23 protein-coding genes and 1 pseudogene are annotated in these 21,866 nt (G+C 45.1%); 9 read left to right on the top strand and 15 right to left on the bottom strand.

The features are described from left to right. Positions 1 to 166: 166 nt before the first annotated feature. The gene (locus Q0C11_RS06950; protein ID WP_293006837.1) at positions 167 to 1,546 is read left to right on the top strand and encodes a DEAD/DEAH box helicase; all 1,380 of its coding nucleotides are present in this window, start codon (positions 167 to 169) and stop codon (positions 1,544 to 1,546) included. A gap of 119 nt (positions 1,547 to 1,665) precedes the next feature. Here Q0C11_RS06950 and Q0C11_RS06945 read toward each other — a convergent pair whose 3' ends face one another. From Q0C11_RS06945 to Q0C11_RS06930, 4 genes and pseudogenes are all read right to left on the bottom strand, one after another. Then, on the bottom strand, positions 1,666 to 1,971 hold the full coding sequence (locus Q0C11_RS06945) for a hypothetical protein (RefSeq protein ID WP_293006836.1): 306 nt from the start codon (positions 1,969 to 1,971) through the stop codon (positions 1,666 to 1,668). Between the two features lie 18 nt (positions 1,972 to 1,989). Further along, complete coding sequence (locus Q0C11_RS06940) at positions 1,990 to 2,562, bottom strand: PEP-CTERM sorting domain-containing protein (RefSeq protein WP_293006835.1); 573 nt, start codon at positions 2,560 to 2,562, stop codon at positions 1,990 to 1,992. Between the two features lie 101 nt (positions 2,563 to 2,663). Beyond that, the gene (locus Q0C11_RS06935) at positions 2,664 to 3,407 is read right to left on the bottom strand and encodes a PEP-CTERM sorting domain-containing protein (RefSeq protein ID WP_293006834.1); all 744 of its coding nucleotides are present in this window, start codon (positions 3,405 to 3,407) and stop codon (positions 2,664 to 2,666) included. 549 nt (positions 3,408 to 3,956) lie between these two features. Then, positions 3,957 to 4,336: pseudogene (locus Q0C11_RS06930) on the bottom strand (VOC family protein). Positions 4,337 to 4,685: 349 nt separating this feature from the next. Between Q0C11_RS06930 and Q0C11_RS06925 the strand changes: the two are divergent. The 4 genes from Q0C11_RS06925 (at position 4,686) to Q0C11_RS06910 (ending at position 8,656) form a co-directional block, all read left to right on the top strand. Further along, positions 4,686 to 6,200, top strand: coding sequence for a PAS domain S-box protein (locus tag Q0C11_RS06925; protein WP_293006833.1), 1,515 nt, complete (start codon positions 4,686 to 4,688; stop codon positions 6,198 to 6,200). Positions 6,201 to 6,209: 9 nt separating this feature from the next. Then, positions 6,210 to 6,884 (top strand): response regulator transcription factor, encoded by a 675-nt coding sequence (locus Q0C11_RS06920; RefSeq protein ID WP_293006832.1) that lies wholly within the window; start codon positions 6,210 to 6,212, stop codon positions 6,882 to 6,884. Positions 6,885 to 7,145: 261 nt separating this feature from the next. Then, positions 7,146 to 7,955, top strand: coding sequence for a methane monooxygenase/ammonia monooxygenase subunit C (locus Q0C11_RS06915; RefSeq protein WP_293006855.1), 810 nt, complete (start codon positions 7,146 to 7,148; stop codon positions 7,953 to 7,955). Between the two features lie 146 nt (positions 7,956 to 8,101). Further along, positions 8,102 to 8,656 (top strand): hypothetical protein, encoded by a 555-nt coding sequence (locus Q0C11_RS06910; RefSeq protein WP_293006831.1) that lies wholly within the window; start codon positions 8,102 to 8,104, stop codon positions 8,654 to 8,656. An 86-nt stretch (positions 8,657 to 8,742) separates the two neighbouring features. Here the strand turns inward: Q0C11_RS06910 and Q0C11_RS06905 are convergent, their stop codons facing one another. Then, complete coding sequence (locus tag Q0C11_RS06905) at positions 8,743 to 9,288, bottom strand: YMGG-like glycine zipper-containing protein (protein WP_293006830.1); 546 nt, start codon at positions 9,286 to 9,288, stop codon at positions 8,743 to 8,745. 16 nt (positions 9,289 to 9,304) lie between these two features. Further along, complete coding sequence (locus Q0C11_RS06900; RefSeq protein WP_293006829.1) at positions 9,305 to 9,715, bottom strand: hypothetical protein; 411 nt, start codon at positions 9,713 to 9,715, stop codon at positions 9,305 to 9,307. A 311-nt stretch (positions 9,716 to 10,026) separates the two neighbouring features. Here Q0C11_RS06900 and Q0C11_RS06895 point away from each other — a divergent pair, with 311 nt between their 5' ends. Next, positions 10,027 to 11,013, top strand: a complete 987-nt coding sequence (locus tag Q0C11_RS06895) for a malate dehydrogenase (protein WP_293006828.1) — start codon at positions 10,027 to 10,029, stop codon at positions 11,011 to 11,013. Between the two features lie 28 nt (positions 11,014 to 11,041). Here Q0C11_RS06895 and Q0C11_RS06890 read toward each other — a convergent pair whose 3' ends face one another. Together Q0C11_RS06890 and fur are read right to left on the bottom strand one after the other, a co-directional pair. Further along, complete coding sequence (locus Q0C11_RS06890) at positions 11,042 to 12,316, bottom strand: lytic murein transglycosylase (protein ID WP_293006827.1); 1,275 nt, start codon at positions 12,314 to 12,316, stop codon at positions 11,042 to 11,044. 2 nt (positions 12,317 to 12,318) lie between these two features. Then, a complete protein-coding gene (gene fur, locus Q0C11_RS06885) occupies positions 12,319 to 12,759 on the bottom strand; it encodes a ferric iron uptake transcriptional regulator (protein ID WP_292920413.1) in 441 nt (146 codons plus the stop codon). A gap of 75 nt (positions 12,760 to 12,834) precedes the next feature. Between fur and Q0C11_RS06880 the strand changes: the two genes are divergently transcribed. From Q0C11_RS06880 to Q0C11_RS06870, 3 genes are read left to right on the top strand one after another with little or no spacing between them, the layout of a single operon-like run. Further along, a complete protein-coding gene (locus Q0C11_RS06880; protein ID WP_293006826.1) occupies positions 12,835 to 13,233 on the top strand; it encodes an outer membrane protein assembly factor BamE in 399 nt (132 codons plus the stop codon). 55 nt (positions 13,234 to 13,288) lie between these two features. Next, on the top strand, positions 13,289 to 14,095 hold the full coding sequence (dapB, locus tag Q0C11_RS06875) for a 4-hydroxy-tetrahydrodipicolinate reductase (RefSeq protein WP_293006825.1): 807 nt from the start codon (positions 13,289 to 13,291) through the stop codon (positions 14,093 to 14,095). 7 nt (positions 14,096 to 14,102) lie between these two features. After that, a complete protein-coding gene (locus Q0C11_RS06870; RefSeq protein ID WP_293006824.1) occupies positions 14,103 to 14,906 on the top strand; it encodes a symmetrical bis(5'-nucleosyl)-tetraphosphatase in 804 nt (267 codons plus the stop codon). Here the strand turns inward: Q0C11_RS06870 and Q0C11_RS06865 are convergent. The 7 genes from Q0C11_RS06865 to Q0C11_RS06835 form a co-directional block, all read right to left on the bottom strand. After that, positions 14,857 to 15,651: a 1-acyl-sn-glycerol-3-phosphate acyltransferase gene (locus Q0C11_RS06865; RefSeq protein ID WP_293006823.1), complete on the bottom strand. Its 795-nt coding sequence runs from the start codon at positions 15,649 to 15,651 to the stop codon at positions 14,857 to 14,859. The two genes, Q0C11_RS06870 and Q0C11_RS06865, sit on opposite strands and share 50 nt — an antisense overlap. Before the next feature lie 159 nt (positions 15,652 to 15,810). Beyond that, positions 15,811 to 16,128, bottom strand: a complete 318-nt coding sequence (locus Q0C11_RS06860) for a transcriptional regulator (RefSeq protein ID WP_293006822.1) — start codon at positions 16,126 to 16,128, stop codon at positions 15,811 to 15,813. A gap of 47 nt (positions 16,129 to 16,175) precedes the next feature. Continuing rightward, positions 16,176 to 17,132 (bottom strand): sodium-dependent bicarbonate transport family permease, encoded by a 957-nt coding sequence (locus tag Q0C11_RS06855; RefSeq protein WP_293006821.1) that lies wholly within the window; start codon positions 17,130 to 17,132, stop codon positions 16,176 to 16,178. Between the two features lie 304 nt (positions 17,133 to 17,436). Further along, positions 17,437 to 18,711, bottom strand: a complete 1,275-nt coding sequence (locus Q0C11_RS06850; RefSeq protein WP_293006820.1) for a HAMP domain-containing sensor histidine kinase — start codon at positions 18,709 to 18,711, stop codon at positions 17,437 to 17,439. After that, positions 18,692 to 19,381: a response regulator transcription factor gene (locus tag Q0C11_RS06845; protein ID WP_293006819.1), complete on the bottom strand. Its 690-nt coding sequence runs from the start codon at positions 19,379 to 19,381 to the stop codon at positions 18,692 to 18,694. Before Q0C11_RS06845 ends, Q0C11_RS06850 begins: the two co-directional genes overlap by 20 nt. Positions 19,382 to 19,410: 29 nt before the next feature. Then, positions 19,411 to 20,484: a uroporphyrinogen decarboxylase gene (gene hemE / locus Q0C11_RS06840; protein WP_293006818.1), complete on the bottom strand. Its 1,074-nt coding sequence runs from the start codon at positions 20,482 to 20,484 to the stop codon at positions 19,411 to 19,413. 314 nt (positions 20,485 to 20,798) lie between these two features. Then, positions 20,799 to 21,866, bottom strand: coding sequence for a deoxyguanosinetriphosphate triphosphohydrolase (locus tag Q0C11_RS06835; RefSeq protein WP_293006817.1), 1,068 nt, complete (start codon positions 21,864 to 21,866; stop codon positions 20,799 to 20,801).

Genomic DNA, 21,866 nt, shown 5'->3' with positions numbered 1-21,866 from the left:
CGTTCCTGACCTCTCCAACTTTTCAAGTTTTTCCGAAAAAGTGCAACAACTTTGGTTAGCGGCGATGCTTTTTAACGCGCTGACAAGGTTTCGCACAATTCACATTCGCGGCATGCAAATTATGATGCTTGTGTGTTTCATTGTCTGTATTTTTTAGGAAAATAACGTGTCTTTTGAAGAATTAAATTTAAACCCCTCAATACTTAAAGCAATTCAAGAAGCGGGGTACACCACCCCAACACCGATTCAGCAACAAGCCATACCCGAATTAATTGCCGGTCACGATATTATGGCCTCTGCACAAACAGGAACTGGCAAAACCGCAGCATTCATGCTACCGGCATTACATGCGCTGGCAACACCGGCGCAAATCCGCAGCCGCGGACCGCGCGTTCTGGTGCTGACACCGACCCGTGAACTGGCACTGCAAGTATCAGAAGCTGCAAAAAAATACGGCAAGTATTTACCGCGCATCAACGTGGTGAGCATCCTGGGTGGCATGCCCTATCCATTGCAGAACAAATTGTTGTCACAGCCGGTTGATATTCTGGTGGCCACGCCCGGACGATTGATTGATCATATTCAACGTGGACGCATCGATTTCCAACGCCTGCAAATGATGGTACTGGACGAAGCCGACCGCATGCTGGACATGGGCTTCATTGAAGATGTCGAAACCATCGCAGCCGCCACACCGGCCACCCGGCAAACATTACTGTTCTCCGCCACACTGGACAACGCGATCGACAGAGTTGCCGCAAAATTATTAAAAACACCGAAACGCATTCAAGTATCATCGCCTAAATCCAAGCTCGACAATATCGAACAGCGGTTACATTACGCTGACGACATGTCGCACAAAAACCGCCTGCTCAATCATGTATTGCGCGACGAGACATTGAAACAAGCCATTGTTTTCACCGCCACCAAGCGCGATGCCGACTCCCTGGCAGACAACTTGTATGCGCAAGGCTATGCCGCTGCTGCACTGCATGGCGATATGAATCAGCGCGAGCGTAACCGCACATTGACCCGCCTGCGCAACGGCGGCTTGCGCGTGCTGGTCGCAACCGATGTCGCTGCCCGCGGTATCGACGTCGCCGATATCACGCATGTCATCAATTTTGACTTACCCAAATTCGCCGAAGATTATGTCCATCGTATTGGCCGCACAGGCCGCGCAGGCGCTGCAGGTATAGCAGTCTCATTCGCCTCGGTGAAAGACAACATGAACCTGACAAAAATTGAACGCTATACCGGGCAACGCATTGCATCGCATGTTATCCCCGGTCTTGAGCCACGCATCAAACCACGCTCTTCAGGCAACGGCCCCAGAGGCACGACGCCTAACGTTACGCAAAGACGCAAACGCTCACCTTTCGCCGGTCATGACAGCCGCCCTGGCTTCGGCGCAACGGGTGAATCCGGCAGAAACCGTAACGGACAACGCGGTCGCGCCATCGGCGCCGACAATCGCGGGAATTCTTTCCGGAATGGCGATAGTAACGGCAACAGAGTCGGCTACCAAGCTGCGCGTTCTAAGTAATTGCCTGAAAGACGCATTGCTCAGCTTTATTCAGGGCAATGCGGCTCATTGATATCAAATCTCAAGCTGCTAGGGAAACATATTGTCTGAACTAAGCCGCACAGCGGAACTGAGTTGGCTTAGTAAATGGTTAAGCCCGCACTGCAAAAGACTCGTACATAAGTATGATATCCCGTCCCAAAAGGTGCTGCGCCGCCGAACGCGATAGCCTGGAAATACTCCGACGGCACACCAGGCAGGATAAGCAAAGATTCGACTTTGAAGCCAAAGTGAGAATAGCAACCCGGATCTCCGAACACCACACACCCTGAAGCATCAAGCATGTAAAGCTCGCTGGGCACTTGTTCCATAAGTCGGACACCAACACCGCACTCTTGCATTCCAGTGCTACTGAATATCGGTCTTAATTCTTTATCCGTAACCAAACACCGTTTGTTTGTATATTAACTGATACGCCGTGTACGTAAGGTTATTATTCCCAAGCCCACTAAGAATAAGGCATATGTCATGGGTTCAGGAATAGGACTGGAAATTTCAACGACGAGGGACGGCAGCTGATAAGTGTTCTGATTAATATCATTCCATGACGAACTGTTATCAAAAAAATGAAGCCATGCCTCACCCAATGGGTCCGCGTCATTTGGCTCAAATGGCGCCCAATTCGTGTATGAAAAATCGCCATCTTTGTTGACCCATTGCCAGCCCCCGGCAGGCTCAGGAGAATCGGCACGTTGAAAACCACCCAACCATGGCCCCCAGGTGTCACTGCAAAAAGCACCACACGGAATCCAAGCCTGCGGTATTACATCGGGTGCAGCCAAAGCAAATACAAAGTCATTTTCCGCCTTGGAAGTAAGCGTTGCGAGATATCCCCCTTTACTCAATGCGATGGATTGTGCTTGATCCCATGTCACTAATGAGGGTTGGACGATAACTTCATATAGATGGCCATTACCTCCCTCGGAAACCTTCCATTCTGTGGGTGCAGCGATTGCGTTTCCAATGTTAATCATCATTATCATTGAGGCGCCCAAAATCAGTGCTTTGGTACGAAGTCTCCTGAAACCCTGCTTTACAGAATGAATACTTGAGTATTCTATTAAACATGTACTTTGAATTAACACGATACCTCTCCTGTTATAGAATAAATGGTCGTTCCCTTTCTGCGACGTGCCATGAATCCGATCAACCCTAGACCAGCTAATAACATGGCATAGGTTTCGGGTTCTGGAACCAAAGAGATTGCACCTGGTGTCACGTGATCCAGTGTCGATGCCGTAATCCCCCATAAGAATATTCCGTGTTGAAAGACTGTGCGATCAGTGATAAAAGTTATATCGGTCAGTGTGTTATCCCAAAGAAAATCAGGAATGGAAAAGGCCTGCATATCAATAGTCCACGGAACTCCGTGTACTCCAACAGGGATATGAAACGCTGGTACCGTGCTAACTCCATTGATAGAGCTTCTAGTCAAACCGTCACGCAGATCGTCACCATCTGTCAGCATGGCAAAATATGGAGTAGTAATTCCCTCAAACTTAAATTCGACCTTGGTTAATGTCTGTCCTGGAGCCTCCCACACAGTGTTCATCAAAGTATAAACGGTGTGGAGTCCGCTTAGACCAACAGGTGCCGTCATGCTGTATGTGTCATTCACGCCGAAACCTGCGCATCCTCCTGGACACCAAATTGCATTACCGCCTACTGGTCCGATGTTAAAAGGTACTCCTTGAGGCGTAGTTACGAGCCCCTCTGGATAAGCATCAGGAATACCAAGATCCGACGGAGTATCCTTTGTGAAGTCAATTGAAGCATATTCAAAAAAAGCTGCTGCATCAGCAATGATACAAAATCCGAGCACAAAGACACCTGCACGACAAACAGTTCGGGGCAAACATTTACCTAACCTATTTTTTGAAAGAGATTCTTTTTTCATGACTTTCTCCTGTAAATGAAATAACTTTTCGCAACGTTGAACTCCACAATCGCACAATCGAGGTCACACACAATCGGGGTCAGGTACAGAATCACGAATTCAGCGTAGGCAATGCGCATACCACAAATTCAAAAAACAAAATATATACCTAATTCATCGATGATTTTCTTGTTTCTCGACCTGACCTTATGATTGAACCCTTAATGGATAATTGATAATCAAACCTTTTGTTTCAACGATTCTCAGAATACCAATTGCGGCTATGTGGAATATTGATCGGGATCAAACTATATTGATCCCAATATAAAACACCTCGAGGTACAGAATCACGAATCCTGCATGTCTGTCCTATTGAAGTTTTTTGCTTTGTTAGAGAACACCTGAACTAAGCCACACCGCGATGTCGATCTTTGACATCTGCATCATCGCATTAAACGCACGCTCGGCGGCAGCGGGATCGGAGTCCGATATCGCTTACGTAAGCGCGATTGGCGTGATTTGCCAAGACAATCCCCATTTGTCCTTACACCAACTGCAAGCGCTCTCCTGTCCACCATTACCCATGATCGCGTTCCAATAACGATCCGTTTCGACTTGGTCAGCGGTTGCAACCTGAAATGAAACGCTTCGCTGTGCTTGAATGCAGGGCCGCCGTTGAGCCCAAGACATTGAACCCCCAAGACGGTAAACCAGACGGTCAGCACGTCCCCCTGCTTTCCCGATGGAAAATCTCCTGGGGCGCGGCACACTGCGGTGACAGCCGGATCGGGGAAGGCATTGGCGTAAAGCCGCGCCGCTTCCTCAGCATCGCCGTCATACCAAAGGCAAATCGTATTTTTTACGGAGTTAATCATGTCAATCCTCCATTGAGTAATCCAGCGGATACTGATCCTTCAACACCGAACGCAATATAAGTGCGAAAAAGAATTCGCTTCAAGCAATTACAGTTTAACAAGCTATTAATACTATCTGCATTGCAGCACAACCACCTGTATTACAATACGTTACCTATACATCCCCACCCTGATTCTGACAAACTTTTTTTGCCAAATCCTGCTGATCATTGTAATCTTTTACCCGATACCTCTGGCTTGCTGACTGAGTAAGTCATGCGCACGTTATTTTTGGCACTGCGTTGCCGACAGTATCAGATATTCATTCCGCTACCCTGATGATTAACCAACTTGAGTTGCTTTCTAAGCCATGAATTCCAGATCCGACTTTAACCTGAAATCTTTCGATTCGTTTGAATTTCAGCAAAAAAGATTGCACCTGCTCAGTAAAGCTGCGGAAATAGGCGACTGGTGTTACACGTTCTCCACAAATTTCACAATCTGGTCGGAATATCTTTATCAATTTTATGAAGTCGGAAAAGATTTTGAGTGTTCTCATTTACTTGGAGGCACTTACTATTCCGAATCTGAAAAAGAAAAAATGCTGGCTTTGATCACCCAGGTCACAACGCATAAGGAAGAGCAAAGTGGGGAATTCCTGGTGAAAATACAGGATGGCAGAGTTAAATGGCACACTACGACACTCTATCCTATGCTCGATCCGGGTGGAGACATTATCGGCTTGTATGGCGTGTTACAAAATATCACTGCCAGAAAAAAGAATGAATTGGAGCTACAGCGCATGGCCTATGTCGCTGAAAAAACCAACGGTATTGTCATGATTACTGATCCTGAGAGAAAAATTATTTGGATCAATCATAGTTTTGAAAAAATTCTGGGATATAGCACTGAGGAAGTGATTGGGATTGATCCGGCAGCTTTTCTCCAAGGGCCTGAGACCTCCAGCACAACCATCCAGGAAATCGCCCGGTCGTTGAGAAACACGGGCACATTCTCCGGCGAAATCCTCAATTACACCAAAAGTGGCGAAAAAATCTGGCTCTATCTAAATATCGCCGCAGTATATGATGACCAAGGAAAATTGATTAATTATGTCGCAGTAGAAAATGACATCACGCTGATAAAAATGGCAGAGCAACGGTTGCAAAAAGCGATGGAAAAAGAGCGCGAACTCAATCGATTTAAAACGCAATTTGTTAACCTTGCCTCACACCAATTCCGCACGCCGCTTGCCACTATTCGCTCCAGCATTGATTTGCTGGATCTAAAAATGGAATCAGCCCAGCTTAGCGCTGCCTTTATTGATCTGTTCCAGAAACATAAGGCTATCATGGCTGAGGAAACCACTCGCATGACCGAGCTAATGGAGAATATTTTAGATATCGGACGAATTGACGAAGGCAAAATAGAATTATCGAAAAAGAATCTTTCGTTCAAACAATTCATGGATGCTTTTGTTGCAGCCAATGTAGAACCCAATGGACAACAGAGAAGACTCGATTACCGGTTTAATGCATCCGATCGAATGATCGATATGGATGAAATTCTGTTACGAAATGCTTTACGCAATATTGTATCAAATGCGTTTAAATATTCAGAAGGAAAACCAGCGCCTAACCTAAGCGTGAGCTTTCAGGATGATACTTTTTTCTTAAAGCTCGTGGATCATGGCATGGGTATTCCGAAAAAGGATCAACCATTCCTGTTTCAATCGTTTTTCCGGGCATCAAATGCAAAAATTTTCCCTGGAAGCGGTCTAGGTCTCATGATTGCAAAGAAGCTTATCGTACTTCATGGTGGAGATATCGATATCGAAACCAAGGTCGGTAGCGGTTGTACCGTGACAATCCGATTGCCGGTATAAGCTGAAACCATGGACAACGCATTAATTCTTATCATCGAAGACGAAAAATCGTTGCGCGAGAATATCTCCGAAATTATTCGGCATTATGGCTATCGGGTAATCAGCGCCCCTTCCGGTGAAGATGGAATAAAAACAGCGCTGGAGTTTATTCCCGATATCATTATTTGCGATATCATGCTGCCTGGAATTGATGGCTTCGACGTGCTTGCCCGATTAAAACAAGCACCCCAACTATCATCTTCTGCATTTATTTTCCTTACAGCAAAATCGACCCGCTCCGATACTCGCATGGGCATGAACATGGGCGCGGATGATTATCTTTCCAAGCCATTCACCAAAGAAGAATTAATTAACAGCATCAATGCAAGAATTGAGAAATTAGCAAAAACACAGAATACTCAGAGGGAGCGCGACAAATTAATCGAAACCGCACTGGATAAAATAACAAGTCTCACGAAAACTGAGCGCAAAATACTCACAAAAATTTCTGCAGGATTCACCACCCCGCAAATTGCTCAAAAGCTGTTTGTAAGTCAAAAAACCATTGAGAATCACCGTGTCAATATTTCACGAAAACTCAATCTTAGCGGACCTAATAGTCTGATTAACTTTGCGCTGCGATTACAAGGGCAATATTCAGAAAACCCGGCCCCCGTTAATCATCCTCCCACTTCATCACATTGAAACCTTCTTGAGTTACGACTTCTTCATCATTTAATTCGATGTTGAGTACTTTTGTTTTCAAATAATTGCCAATCGAAAACATTAAAAACTGATAAGCACCCTATCCTCACAAAATGAGTGGATACACTCATTGTAAATGAATAGCAATGCGCTATGCTTATTTGCGTAAAAAAGTGATTATTTATGCAATTACATTAAGTATGTAATTAATTATAAATCATTACTTGCGTATATTTATTGATCAAACAAATGGAGGAAATGATGGCAACAACCTATGGCACAACTAGCGGCGCAGCGAGCGCCAACTACGACATGTCGCTGTGGTATGACTCAAAATATTACAAGATAGGCATGTTAACGATGCTTCTGGTAGCGATATTTTGGATATGGTACCAAAGGACATTTGCATATTCACACGGTATGGACTCGATGGAACCGGAATTTGACAAGGTATGGATGGGACTGTGGCGGGTACACATGACTCTGATGCCTTTGTTTGCGTTGGTAACCTGGGGCTGGATACTGAAGACCCGTGACACCAAGGAGCAACTGGACAATCTGGACACCAAGCTAGAGATCAAACGTTATTTTTACTGGATGATGTGGCTGGGTGTTTACTTGTTTGGTGTTTACTGGGGCGGCAGCTTCTTTACCGAACAAGATGCATCATGGCACCAAGTGATTATACGTGACACGAGCTTTACGCCAAGTCACGTAGTGGTATTTTATGGTTCATTCCCGATGTACATTGTATGCGGTGTAGCGTCATACCTGTACGCGATGACCCGTCTGCCACTGTATAGCCGTGGCACATCATTCCCGTTGGTCATGGCGATTGCAGGCCCATTGATGATTCTGCCAAACGTAGGATTGAACGAATGGGGACATGCATTCTGGTTCATGGAAGAACTGTTTAGCGCGCCTTTGCATTGGGGATTTGTGATTTTGGGCTGGGCAGGTTTATTTTCAGGTGGTATTGCAGCACAGATTATCACCCGTTACTCTAACCTGACTGATGTAACCTGGAACAACGCAAGCAGAGATATTCTGAACAATCGTATCGTTCCTTAGTCTTATTTATTTGCAGCAATTGTTTTCATGGTCAGTTTCAACTGACCATGAAAACAACAGATTTCTGAGAAACCTTTTGGAGCACGTCGAAACAAGGCAAAAAAATTCAAATAGATTATTGATCAATAAGTGTAGGAGTTTATAGGATGAGACAAATCATAAAAATTTGGACTTCAATCGCCATAGTCACCGCAGCATTCTATTCGGGCTTAGCCGCCGCTCACGGCAAAGTATCCTTAGAATCAGACATTTGCATGCGCAATATTTCTGGCAGCATGGTGCACCTGAGTACTTATCAACCTCAACATGACCCGGAAGCAGAATACTGCACTGAAATTCCCAATGAAGGTGAAACCTTGTGGGTGTTGGATCTCGTCGATCAAGCGCTGCGTGACATGCCGATTGCTATTAAAATCGTAAGAGGTACTGGCCAAGCATTAAGCGATACCATAACAACTTTATACTCGAATAATCATTCAGATGGGATCATCAAGGGTGAATTTAACTTGGATGAAGGGCAATATACCCTATTTGTAACAGGAGAAGGGATACCCCCCTTGCAGTATGAGTATCCGTTGCGGATAAAGATGACAAATTATCAGGAAGCTTTCTTTACTGCCATACCCTATATCATCGCATTTCTATTGATTGCATTATTTACAGATAAGTTACTAAAACGGCGTCAAATCAAGCAACAGTGATACCTGTTATCAACTTTTTTTCAGGGAGGTATCAGCGGTTTGCGCATCACTCAGTGATCACAAGCCGCTGACAAATGGAAAAAGAATTAACGTAGAGGTGGAGGCGGCGGGCTACCGGGCGGTGGTGGTGGCGGAACAAAATTTTCTGCTGCTGGCACAGCTACCCTGCTGACAGTGTTTCTACCTGATGGACTATTCATGACCCTACCATCGACAGGAACGCTGTGTCCTTTGGCATACATACACTGCACATAACCATTGTCATATCTCTGTTGACTAGCATAGCCTGAAGCTGTCGCATTACTTGATCCAAGCACGCTGCCGAATAAAAGGCCGATTCCGGCTCCGATCGCTGCGCCATGACCACCCCCTAAAATAGCGCCCGCTGCAGCGCCGAGCCCACTGCCCAGCGCTGCGTTCTCAATACCGCTCATCCGGGATGCGGTTCGCGGCGTATAACCTTCGACTTGTTCATACGCATACTGTTTGCATTCATATTCATCAGACCGGAACTGATCAAAGTTTTTACCAGAGCCTGGCAACGCCATTACGCTGGGCCCGGTTGGTAAATGAACGCACGCTACCAGAAATCCGGCGATCACAATGACAATCAAATTTCTCAGTATTAACATATTTAACCTCTCTACATTATTCCATTGTTGATTGCGGGGCCACTTGTATCCAACCACCAGGACAACTTTCGATATTTGGATAGTAACCTGCCGGGCTCTGGCAATAGTGCCAGTAATTAGCTTGTGGCTGGACCGAAGGCTGTTCACGCTGAACATAGACGGGTGGAATCACCGAAGCCACAGGCCTTGGTACATACCTAGCACGCGGCATCATAAACATTGAATTAACAGGATAACCATAAGAACGAAATTGATAGAATCCTGGCCCATAAAAACCGGAATTGTATCCACCAATATTGATACCGAAATTTAAATGCCCATGATGATGATGCCTATGGCCGTGATGCCCTCCGCGAGCCCAAGCAACATCATTTAAGATGATACTCAGCAAAATAATGATCAAACAATTCGAATAAAAACTTTTCATGTGACCACCTTGTGGGTTTGTTCTTCAAATTGTATTAAATAAGAGCTGAATGGTTGCTGAATACCTGAAAAATTCCTAATTGGATAAAAAGTTGATATGCATTTGGCCACGCAACCTCAACATCGAGCAGCACTTCCGGGCCGGGCATCATGAATAGCATTTTGATCTGCAATCAATGTTCTAACAAAATGCCTTATTATTAAACACGCTGGCTCTTTCGCCAGACACTGATTGCAAGTATAATTTGCTTACTATTCCCCATATACCGCCAATTTTCCAGTCTATTGGTGGCTTCTCGAGGATTGGAAAAAATGAAATCGCCTATTCGTATTGCTGTCACCGGCGCAACCGGACAGATTTGTTATAGCCTGCTATTCCGCATTGCAGCCGGCGACATGCTGGGTAAAGATCAGCCGGTTATTCTGCAATTACATGACATTACTGAAGCGCAGCCTTTTTTTGATGGCATCGTCATGGAATTATACGACTGCGCTTTTCCGCTACTAGCGGGAATCATCACCACTGACAATCCTGAGGTTGCTTTCGAGAATGTAGATATTGCCCTGTTGGTGGGTGCGCGGCCGCGTGGGGAAAATATGGAACGCAAGGATCTTCTTGCAGCCAACGGTCCCATATTCATTGCACAAGGAAAAGCACTCAATGCAACTGCCAAGCGCAATGTTAAAGTATTGGTCGTTGGCAATCCAGCCAACACGAATGCTTATATTGCTTTAAAAAATGCACCCGACCTTGATCCAGGAAATTTTTCTGCAATGCTAAGATTGGATCACAATCGTGCATTGTCGCAGGTTGCGCTTAAGCTTGGAGTGCCTGTATCAGATGTTAAGCGAATGATCGTTTGGGGGAATCATTCGAACACACAATTCCCTGACCTAAGCCACGCCATAGTGGGAAACGACAAAGTTTCCTCATTGATAAGCGATTCTGCATGGATAGAAAATCACTTTATCCCAGTGGTACAAAAACGCGGCGCAGCAATTATCGATGCGCGACGTGGCAAATCGAGCGCGGCTAGCGCAGCCAATGCTATTATCAATCATATGCAAAGTTGGATTTTTGGTACCCGAGAAGGTGATTGGGTCTCGATGGGCGTACCTTCGAACGGATGTTATGGCATCCCGAGCGGAATCATCTACAGCTTCCCTGTCACCTGCCAAAACGGTCAGTATACAATCGTTGAGAACTTGGAAACAAATCAATCAGATCAAGCAAAAATGCAACATAGCTATCAAGAATTAATTACGGAACAAGAAGCCATCAAACATCTTCTGACTTAGAAACCAGATAACCGTTATTTAATGGTTTCTAACGAGACGCCATACTGGCCGCCTGACGAATTGCAGTTAACAAAACCATGTCCAAATGCCCGTCAGCGATACGCTGTGTTCTCTGCTGAAAATGGCTGATTGCCTTGCGAGTAGCTGAACCCAATATACCATCGGCTTCACCTGAATCAATGCCTAATGTCAATAAGTCCATCTGAAGTTGGCGTACTTGTTCGCGAGATATTTTATCTGTATCAGCCGGAGGCATACGACGCAATGCAGCGGCACCAGCAATACGATCCGCCAAATGGCCAACTGACAATGCGTAAAACTCTGAACGATTCCAACGCATGATGACGTGAAAATTCTTTGAAACCAAAAAAGCCGGCCCCTGATGACCGGAAGGCACGAGCAAAGCAAATTTTTGCTCACTCGGTGCTATAGGCGCTCCAGAAGCTGTGGTAACGCCTAACCTCACCCATTCTGCCAGACTTAACATATGATCGCGCCCAGCTAACGCATAATCAAAAGATGATGGCAACCGGACTTCCTGCCCCCAATCCAGTCCAGGCGTCCAGCCCAATTGTCGCAAGAAATTTGCAGCAGACCCCATAGCATCTGGAATACTTCCCCATAAATCACGACGCCCATCGCCATCAACGTCTTTGGCATAGCTTAAGAAAGTCGAGGGCATGAATTGCATATGACCCATGGCACCTGCCCAAGAACCGATCATCCGTTCCTGAGAAACATCCCCTGCATCCAGAATTCGCATCGCATTGAGCAGTTCCTGCGTAAAAAAGGTACTTCGACGCGGATCACAAGCTAATGTAGCCAACGAATCGGTTACTGACCAATCACCAAAATATCCACCGTAATTAGTTTCCAATCCCCAGAATGAAATCAAATATTGCGCCGGAATACCCGTTTCTAATTGAATTCTTTCTAATAATGTGCGGTATTGTGTCAATAATGCTCGACCACGTTGGACACGTTCATCACTGATGCGCGTACTAAAGTAACCAGCAAATGTTTGCGTAAATTCAGGCTGGCGCCGATCCAGTTCGATCACACGAGGTATGTGCTTGACCTTATCCAAAACTTGATTGACAGTTCTATCTGTAATGCCCTCGGATCTCGCCAAAACCTTCATTCTGGAAATACAATCCCCGAAACTGGCAATATCAGCATGAGCAGATGGCAAAGAAATCAACCCTACTAACACAACGACGATACTTAAACAGAATTTCTTACAAGCCGTACGTTGTGCCAAGAAGAATTTGATTAAGCTTGGTTGTGCGGTAATCGCAGACATAGTTATTTTTTATATGGGCAATTGAGTTTAATACAGTCGGCATAAAGTGATAGCGAATGTTCCTGCAGGGTAAATCCACGTTCTTTTGCTATGTTTATTTGGCGTTTTTCTATTTCCGAATCGTAAAACTCTTCTACACGCCCACATTGTAGACAGACCAAGTGATCATGATGACCGTCTCCCTTTAATTCAAATACCGCTTTACCGCTTTCAAAATGGTGTCGCTCAAGTAGGCCGGCCTGTTCAAACTGCGTGAGCACACGATATACAGTCGCCAATCCGATATCTTCACCTTCATTGAGCAACTCTTTATAAACGTCCTCAGCAGATAAATGCCGCACACTGCTTTGCTCAAATAAATTCAATATCTTGAGCCTTGGCAACGTAGTTTTGAGACCCATATTCTTAAGATCTATACTTTTCAGACTGTCAGAACTACTCATGGTTATTTCTATCCGGAAAATTATTTACTGTATCATATAGTGCTGTGTTCACTTTGAAAACATACTATTCATAAAATGGCTGTAAAATTTTCTGCATTGCTTATTTTTCTTTTATTTACTGGATGCTCACTCCTTCCTCATATTCTATACAAAATTGATGTTCAGCAAGGCAATCTTGTTTCAGATGAAATGCTGGAAACACTAACCCTAGGCATGACCAAATCCCAAGTACTCTTTGTCATGGGCTCTCCACTGATCGTTGATGCCTTCCGCGACAATCGATGGGATTATGTGTATTTAATGCGGGAGAAAGGTGACTTGTCCGAGCATAAACGGTTAACCCTTTTTTTTGAAAACGATACTTTAGTCAATATCGAAAATTATATGCAATTTTCGCAAGAAACCACAAAAACCAAACCAGTCGAGAGTAACTCTGCTCATAATGATACCAAGTCGGATGACGAGGTAAAGTAATAACTCGATAAAATTAGCTATTGATTATTAAACTCAAGATCATTGTAGGAATAAAATGACAACTCAAAGAATTGCGATCGCCGGCTGTTCCGGACGCATGGGTCGCACACTGCTAGAAGCCGTCACACAGGCACCGGATATGCGATTAACGGCCGCACTGGAAAGGGCAGGCAGCCCTTACCTGAACAAGGATGCAGGAGAATTAATAGGAACACACTGCGATGTCCCAATTGTCAATGATTTCGCGAGTGCTTTAACGGATTGTGATCACCTGATTGACTTCACTCGACCCGAAGGCACTTTAGCGCACCTTTCTATTTGTCGGAAAATCGGGGTAAAAATGGTGATTGGCACAACCGGTTTCTCAACCGAAGAGAAAGATCAGCTTAAAACAGCTGCGAAAGATATTGCCATTGTATTTGCACCCAACATGAGTGTCGGCGTGAATGTCACATTCAAATTATTGGAAATTGCCGCCAAGACACTGAATGAAGGCTATGATATTGAAATAATCGAAGCACATCATCGACATAAAGTCGATGCGCCATCCGGCACCGCTTTGCGCATGGGAGAGGTGATCGCGCAAACTTTACAAAAGGATTTGAGTGCAGTAGCAGTTTACGGCCGTGAAGGCATCACCGGTGAAAGAAATCCGGAAACCATTGGTTTTTCAACCATTCGCGCAGGAGACATTGTAGGTGATCATACTGCGATGTTTGCCGGCATCGGTGAACGCGTGGAGATTTCTCACAAAGCCAGCAGTCGCATGACTTTCGCCATAGGCGCATTGCGCGCAGCGCGTTTTCTGATTGACAAACCCAACGGATTGTTCGATATGCAGGATGTATTGAATTTACGTTAATACTCACATGGCAACCTATGCAATTGGCGACTTACAAGGCTGTTTTTCCGACTTCCAACGGCTGATCGATCTGATCCGTTTTGATCCCGCGCAAGACAAACTGTGGTTAGTCGGAGACATCGTTAATCGCGGCCCTGATTCATTGCCATTATTGCGTTATATTAAACAAGCCGGTGACACCATACTGATGGTATTGGGCAATCACGATTTACACCTGTTAACGGTTGCCGCAGGAAAAGTGAAAAAACATCGCAATGACACCATCCAGCCGATTCTTGACGCACCTGATCGAGAAGAATTGCTGCACTGGTTGCGGCACCAAAAATTATTTCATTCCGAAGCTCAATATGCCATGGTACATGCAGGCCTGTTGCCGTCCTGGTCAATTGCACAAGCACAGCAGTTAGCTCGTGAAGCAGAAAGTGCCTTGCAACAGAATAATTCACAGGAACTGTTTTCCTCGATGTACGGCAACGAACCCGATTACTGGCATGAAGAATGGACGAATTATATGCGCTTGCGCGTTATTATTAACGCCATGACACGAATGCGCGTATGCACATTAGAAGGTAAAATGAATTTTACCTATAAAGGAAATTTACAATCCATTCCATCCGGCTATTTTCCATGGTTTAACGTACCCCATCGGGCCAGTCAGGATAGCACTATTATTTGTGGTCACTGGTCAGCACTAGGATTGCACATGACGGACAATTTGATTGCATTGGATACAGGTTGCGTTTGGGGCGGACAACTAACTGCTATCCGCCTCGAAGACCGGAAAATTTTCCAGCTTCCTTGTGTACAATAGGCAACGACAAGGCATCGGCAATTGCTTGTTCTGATGAGCGTGCCAATTCGCGGCGATTCTTCGTGCCGCACGAAATCGGCGAATTAAAAATCAGCTCTGCATCAATCCTTATCTGACTTAGTATTTGCTGCAAAGACAGAACCAGCGATGGCTCTAGGTATGCTGCTTCTTGGCAAATTTCGCCTGTATTATTACGATATCGAATGGCGACAGGATACAGCAATGCATCGGTTATCACCGCAGATTGGAGTAACGAGGCATGAAAATGATTGAGTTGTGTACCGTCCGATGTCGTGCCCTCAGGAAATACGGTAACTCGCTCTCCCCTCTCCATTACTTCACTGATTTGTTGATTGATGCGCATGGTGTCAGCGCGTTTTGCACGCTCGATAAACAGCGTACCGACATTTCTACTCATTCGACCTAAGATCGGCCACCGGTTGATTTCCGCCTTGGCCACAAAGCGAGTTGGACAAGCCGCCATCAATATACAAACATCCAACCAAGAAACATGATTGGCCGCCATTAGTACACATGGAATTTCCACCGTAGGTAATCTTCCATGGCATTGCAGCCTGATTCCAAGTATAGACAATAAACCACTTGCCCAGTGTTGCATCATTTTGTGTTGAATGGACAAAGGAAAATAGGAATACACTAGTGATTGCAATAAACCTGAGGCAACATGGAATAGTAAGCGCGTCAGGCGAATAAAGCGCAGCAACACAGGAGTATTTTTTTGCATGAACAGTGATGATCGGTCGAGCTATATTTGATGACGATAATTATTACATCAACCGCATCAGCCTTCTTTTACGGTAGATGTAAAATGCTGTAATACGCACAAAAAACAACTTGTGCATATTACAGCATCCTTATAATGAATCTATCGAAAAACTGCGAATCAGTAAGAAATAGGCGGCCCTTCTAGCCAGAAACAATCAGAAATCAAGCACATTCCACCGAAACCTTTTAACACCGGCTTCAATCCGGAAACCACCTTTTGTGCTTGATCGTCTTTGCAGGCGAGAACAACCATCACATTCTCTTGTTCGTACAAAACATCATCAGGGTCTCGCACACCACGCGATCCGAGCCCACCGACATTTTTAATAAGACTGTAGCCACGTACTCCGGACCCGTCTAATATTTCCACCAATTCCTCGAGCTTTTCAATACCGACGACTATCTCGAAACGTTTCATTGCGATTGTATTATTCATAATTTATCTTCCCGAAAGGTCAATCATCATTCAAAAATTAATAGCTTCTAAACAGGTATGGTATGGAACCAATGCGACATCTCCCAGTAAATAGGCACACCCAGAAATATATTAAAAGGAAATGTCACGCCCAGCGAAGCACCGATTGAAACTGCTGGATCCGCATCTGGAACCGCAATGCGCATGGCTGCAGGCGCCGCGATATAAGAACAACTGGCATACAACACCGCCAATAGCATTGTACCGCCTTCTGACAAACCAAACAGCCAACCCAGGTAAGCCCCAAATAACCCTGCCATCATTGGGAACAGTATACCAAATGAAATGATAAATACACCTTTTGCCACAACGGCTTTCAATCTTGATGCTGCCAGCAACCCCATCTCCAACAAGAAGAAAGCCAACACGCCCATGAATAAGTCCATGAACATCTTATCCAGAGGTTCGACAAGTTTCACCATCCCGGCGTAATAACCGATAATCACGCCCGCTATTAATAGGAATAGACTGGTGCCGGTCAGAATTTCGTGCATCAATTTACCCCATTGGGTTTTCTCACCGCCCGCACCGGCACGCGCCAGGATCGTACCGGTCACCAGTGCCGGTATTTCCATCAGCGCCATAATCAACACCATATAGCCTTCGGAATACTCATCCTTCGCAGCCAGAAAAGCCACCCCCACGGCGAACGTGACCGCACTCACCGAGCCGTAATGCGCGGAGATTGCACCCGCATCCGCTTGAGTGAATTTACCAATGAATCTCAATATTGGATAAGCCGTCAATGGAATCAGTGCCGATAAGACAACCATAGCGGTTGCGATGGGCAGCACCTCCATGATTTCGTACTTGGACATCGCCACACCGCCTTTAAAACCAATGGCGATCAACAAAAACAGACTCAAACTCTTATATAACGCTTCGGGTATTTTCAGGTCAGACTTGATTACACCTGCCAAAACCCCAAATACGAAAAACAAAACTACTGGTTGTATAGTTGCCATGCAATACTCCCTACTTATTGATTAGACATATTTTTTGTTTATAAAAACAACTCTTTTTACTATAATATCTTTTAAAGCACCGCAAATTCCACATAAAAAAATCCCAGGAGCCGTTTGGTTCTTGGGAGCTTCAATTTATTAACCGCGATTCTACGAAACGTAACCACCTAGTTGGTGCAGACGACGATAAGAAACACTCTTGTTAAATCTTAAAACCCGTGACTGAATTGCTCTTCACACATAAACGTTAACACAAGAAATGTGAAGAAATCGTGAAGGAAACCGAAGACTATCTCTTCAATTATTAAGGAAAAATAATGTGAAACGTGGTGCCTTTGCCGGGCGTACTATCTACCTCAATACCCCAGCTATAGTAATTACAGATTCGTTTAACAATCGCGAGCCCGATGCCCAGTCCTTCCCCTTGTTCAGAGCCGCGAAAAAATCGTTCATAGAGTAAGGGCAAATACGCGGGCTCTATTCCAATGCCCGAATCTGAAATGGATAATCGATGATCCTTAAACTCAACATGAATAAAACCGCTTTCGGTGTATTGCACTGCATTTCGAAGCAGATTCATTAATGCGGTATGTAATGCCTGGCGATTGACTACAAGCGTCACCGAGGGATGAATGTTCACTTCAAATTTTAGTTTCTTCCGGTACATTTCGGAACATATCGGCTCAACAGCATCAAAAACACATTCAGCCACAGCAACAGGCTCGGTAACTCCTAGCCCCTGTTCACGCGCCAAAAACAATAAAGCTTGCAATTGCTCACCCATGCGCGTGGCAGCTGACTCGATCATTTTTATCCGATAGTTCGCTCTTGTCGGTAATTCGGGCGTTGCGACCAACAATTCACAGCTGGTAAGAATGGTAGTAATTGGCGTTCTTAATTCATGACTGACATTGGCCGTGAATTCCTGCTCGCGTTGCAACATGCGTTTAATTCGATTCTGATAATCATCCAATGCATGGGCGAGTTGCGCAACTTCCTCATCCATATCCGGTTGCGCCAACAATCCTGTTTGAGCATTATCTGTAGCCAACTGACTGACCTTCTCCGCCAAATCAGTGACCTGTTTAACCAGCACCCCAGCTAACAAGTAACCAACCAGAAAAGCAATGGCAACAACAATAAACCATGAAATCAAGATAATCAGCCTAAGTTTGCTCAAACGCTGCTGATGCAGCGCAATTCGATAAGCAACAAGAAATTTTACTTCATCGATCACACGTACACGAATATGGTAATTTTCAAGACCATAGTAAATGCGATGATAGCCCGAACTAAATCCACGCAAATAAGTAGGGATCTGTAGTTCATCATCCATGCCGTGAATCACATAGCTTTTAAGATTTGAACCGACCTGAGAAATGAAATCTGAGTGGATTTGGTAGCGTTGAACAAGATGGTCCATTTCCATCTCAATGACTTGTTCAATATGCGCCTCTTCAATATCATCAGAAACAAAATAAAGAATAATGCACAACGTACCGACAATAAAAATGCTAAATGTTGATAGCGCTACCGCAACACGATAGCGCAGGCTATGTTCACTTGGAAATCTGAGCACGAGATGTCAAGCAATAACCAAGACCATGAACCGTTTCGATTGGATCATAACCACCCGCCTTGGTTAAAGCACGCCGTAAAATATGCATGTGACTGCGCAATGTATCACTGGTTTCCTGGACATCGTTCCAAGCTTCTAATTCAAGCTCCTCGCGACTGAACACCTTGCCTGGCTCGCTCATCATTAACGCCAGCAAGCGTATACACTTAGGCGGAAGCTTCACATTTGTATCCTCAAAGCGAATAGACAATGTTTTAGGGTCAAAAATAAGCTTCTCGAATTCTAATGTGCGATTCGCAACTTTGCCGAGATGCCTTTTATGCAACGCTAATAAACGCGCCTCCACTTCTTTTAATGCAAATGGTTTAATCAGATAGTCATCTGCTCCCTGTTCAAAACCTGCCAGTTTATCTTCTAGCGTATCACGTGCGGTCAGCATCAAAATAGGCGTATCAACCTGCGATTCCTGACGTAGCTTCCGGCACAATGTCATGCCATTCATACTCGGCAACCCCAAATCAAGCAAAATTGCATCAAATCGCTGCGTCACCGCTAAATGCAGCCCCGCAACCCCATTCGCGGCGGCATCGGCAGTGTGTCCTCTTGATTCCAGAAAATCATAAAGATTAGCCGCAATCGCTAAATCATCCTCAATAATCAAAATATGCATAATCTTTTCCAGAAACGACTCAGATCAACTTAAGCGCTCTCCAAGTGAAATTTACGACTCAATGTATGTACCGCTTCTACCAAGGCTGCTGCATTTTCTGGTGGGGTAAATTGAGAAATACCATGTCCCAAATTAAACACATGGCCACTTCCAGAACCATAGCTAAGCAGTATCTTTTCAACTTCCGCAGTAATGACCTCTGGTGATGCAAACAACACCGAAGGATCAAGATTTCCCTGCAAAGCAACTTTATCTCCAATCCGCCGACGCGCTTCTCCGATGTCGATCGTCCAATCCAAGCCAACGGCATCACAACCAATATCAGCAATGGCTTCCAGCCACAAACCGCCACCTTTGGTGAAAACAATCCTCGGAATGGGCATGCCATCATGCTCTCGTTTTAATCCGGCGATAATCTGCTGCATATAGCGCAAGGAAAATTCCTGATAGGCCGCATGCGAAAGCGCCCCGCCCCAAGTATCAAAAATCATGACTATCTGCGCACCCGATTCGATTTGCGCATTCAGATAAGCGGTCACGGCCTTTGCATTCACATCCAGAATATGATGTAGCAGTTCAGGACGCTGGTACAACATCGTCTTGATTTCACGAAACTCGGTTCCACCACGTCCTTCTACCATGTAGCAAGCCAGCGTAAACGGACTGCCGGAAAAACCAATCAAGGGAACTCGATTATCCAACGCTTTGCGGATCTCCGACACCGCATCCATCACATAACGCAATTCCTTGTTTGGATCGGGGACCTTTAACGCACGGATCTCCTTTTCCTCTCGTAGCGGACGCTCAAACATCGGGCCTTCACCCTGAGCAAAATACAATCCCAACCCCATGGCGTCAGGTATGGTGAGAATATCTGAAAATAATATGGCCGCATCCAGCGGAAAACGCGCAAGCGGTTGCATGGTTACTTCCGTTGCGAATCCGGGATTTTTGCATAAAGCAAGGAAATCCCCCGCGCGCGCGCGCGTTGCATTATATTCTGCAAGATATCTGCCTGCCTGACGCATTAACCAAACCGGCGTATATTCAACAGGTTGCTTCAGCAATGCGCGTAATAACGTATCATTTTTTAGTGTTGTCATTAATAAGCCTAACTCTTATTGTTATTTTAAACAGGCAATTTCCATTAACAGGTTGTTGAAAAACGCTTCCGAGGAAGTCGACACAGACGAAACGGGCACAAAAATTATTTCATGCCGAACCAATAAGCATTTGGAGTCTGTTTTTAACGCAGTAGCAACATTGCAGATGGTTTTTCAACAGCCTGATAAAGATTCACCTATACCAATCAACAATATTACCAGCGAACGGCCATTACGTATATCGCCAAACCAGTATTAATGAACCCGGTGACTTGCATATAAACTGACTTTCGTATCAATCAATCGGTATTAGCCTAGTTTTCGACAATAGCGAATAAACGCTGATATTCTTTGATTGCATACCGGTCAGTCATCCCGGCAATATAATCAGCAATGGCCTGATATCCCTCTTGATCGAATTTTCTCTGATATTGCGTAGGTAGTAATTTTATTTCCGAGCTAAAAGCTGTAAAAAGCCTTTCGAGGGTATGGTGAGCTTTGGCACTCATACGCACCACGCGAAAATGCCGGTAAAGGTTATCGAGCAAGAATTTCTTCAATTCCTGCTGCTGTTTTTTTATTTGCTGGCTAAAACCGATGAGTGGCGGCGCTATATGCACGGCAGCCAAGCTATCAACTTTTGCTTCTTTAATATTACGCGTGCTTTGCTGAATGAGATCAGTCACCAACGTATTGATCATGCCGCGCACAGTTTCATAGACCATACGGCGTTCAGGTAGTGCTGGATGTTTCTCTTTGACTAGCTCTAGATGCTGCGAAAAAATTGCCACGCCTTCCAATTGCCCCAATGTGATCAGCCCCGAACGTAGCCCATCATCCACATCATGATTGTTGTAAGCAATTTCATCGGCAAAATTAGCCAACTGTGCTTCCAATGAAGGCCTTCTTCGCTGCAAAAAACGCTCGCCAACAGTGCCCAGTTTCTGCGCATTTTTTTTGGAGACATGCTTGAGTATACCCTCCCGGGTTTCGTAGCAAAGGTTAAGCCCATCAAAAGCCGCATAACGCTCTTCAAGCACATCAACAACCCGCAGGGATTGCAGGTTATGCTCAAAACCACCGTAATCGCGCATACACTCATTCAATGCATCCTGGCCCGCGTGACCAAAAGGCGTATGCCCAAGATCGTGCGCCAGTGTAATCGCTTCCACCAGGTCTTCGTTCAAACCTAAATTTCTTGCTATGGAACGCCCAATTTGCGCAACCTCCAGACTATGTGTCAGGCGCGTGCGAAACAAATCCCCTTCATGGTTAACAAATACCTGGGTTTTATATTCCAGCCGACGAAAGGCTGCAGAATGGATGATGCGATCCCGATCGCGCTGAAATTCACTGCGACCGGATGGTAATTCCTCATCAAT

This window comes from Nitrosomonas sp. (assembly GCF_022842015.1).
Classification (GTDB): Bacteria; Pseudomonadota; Gammaproteobacteria; order Burkholderiales; family Nitrosomonadaceae; genus Nitrosomonas.
This window is presented reverse-complemented; position numbering and strand designations above follow the sequence as displayed.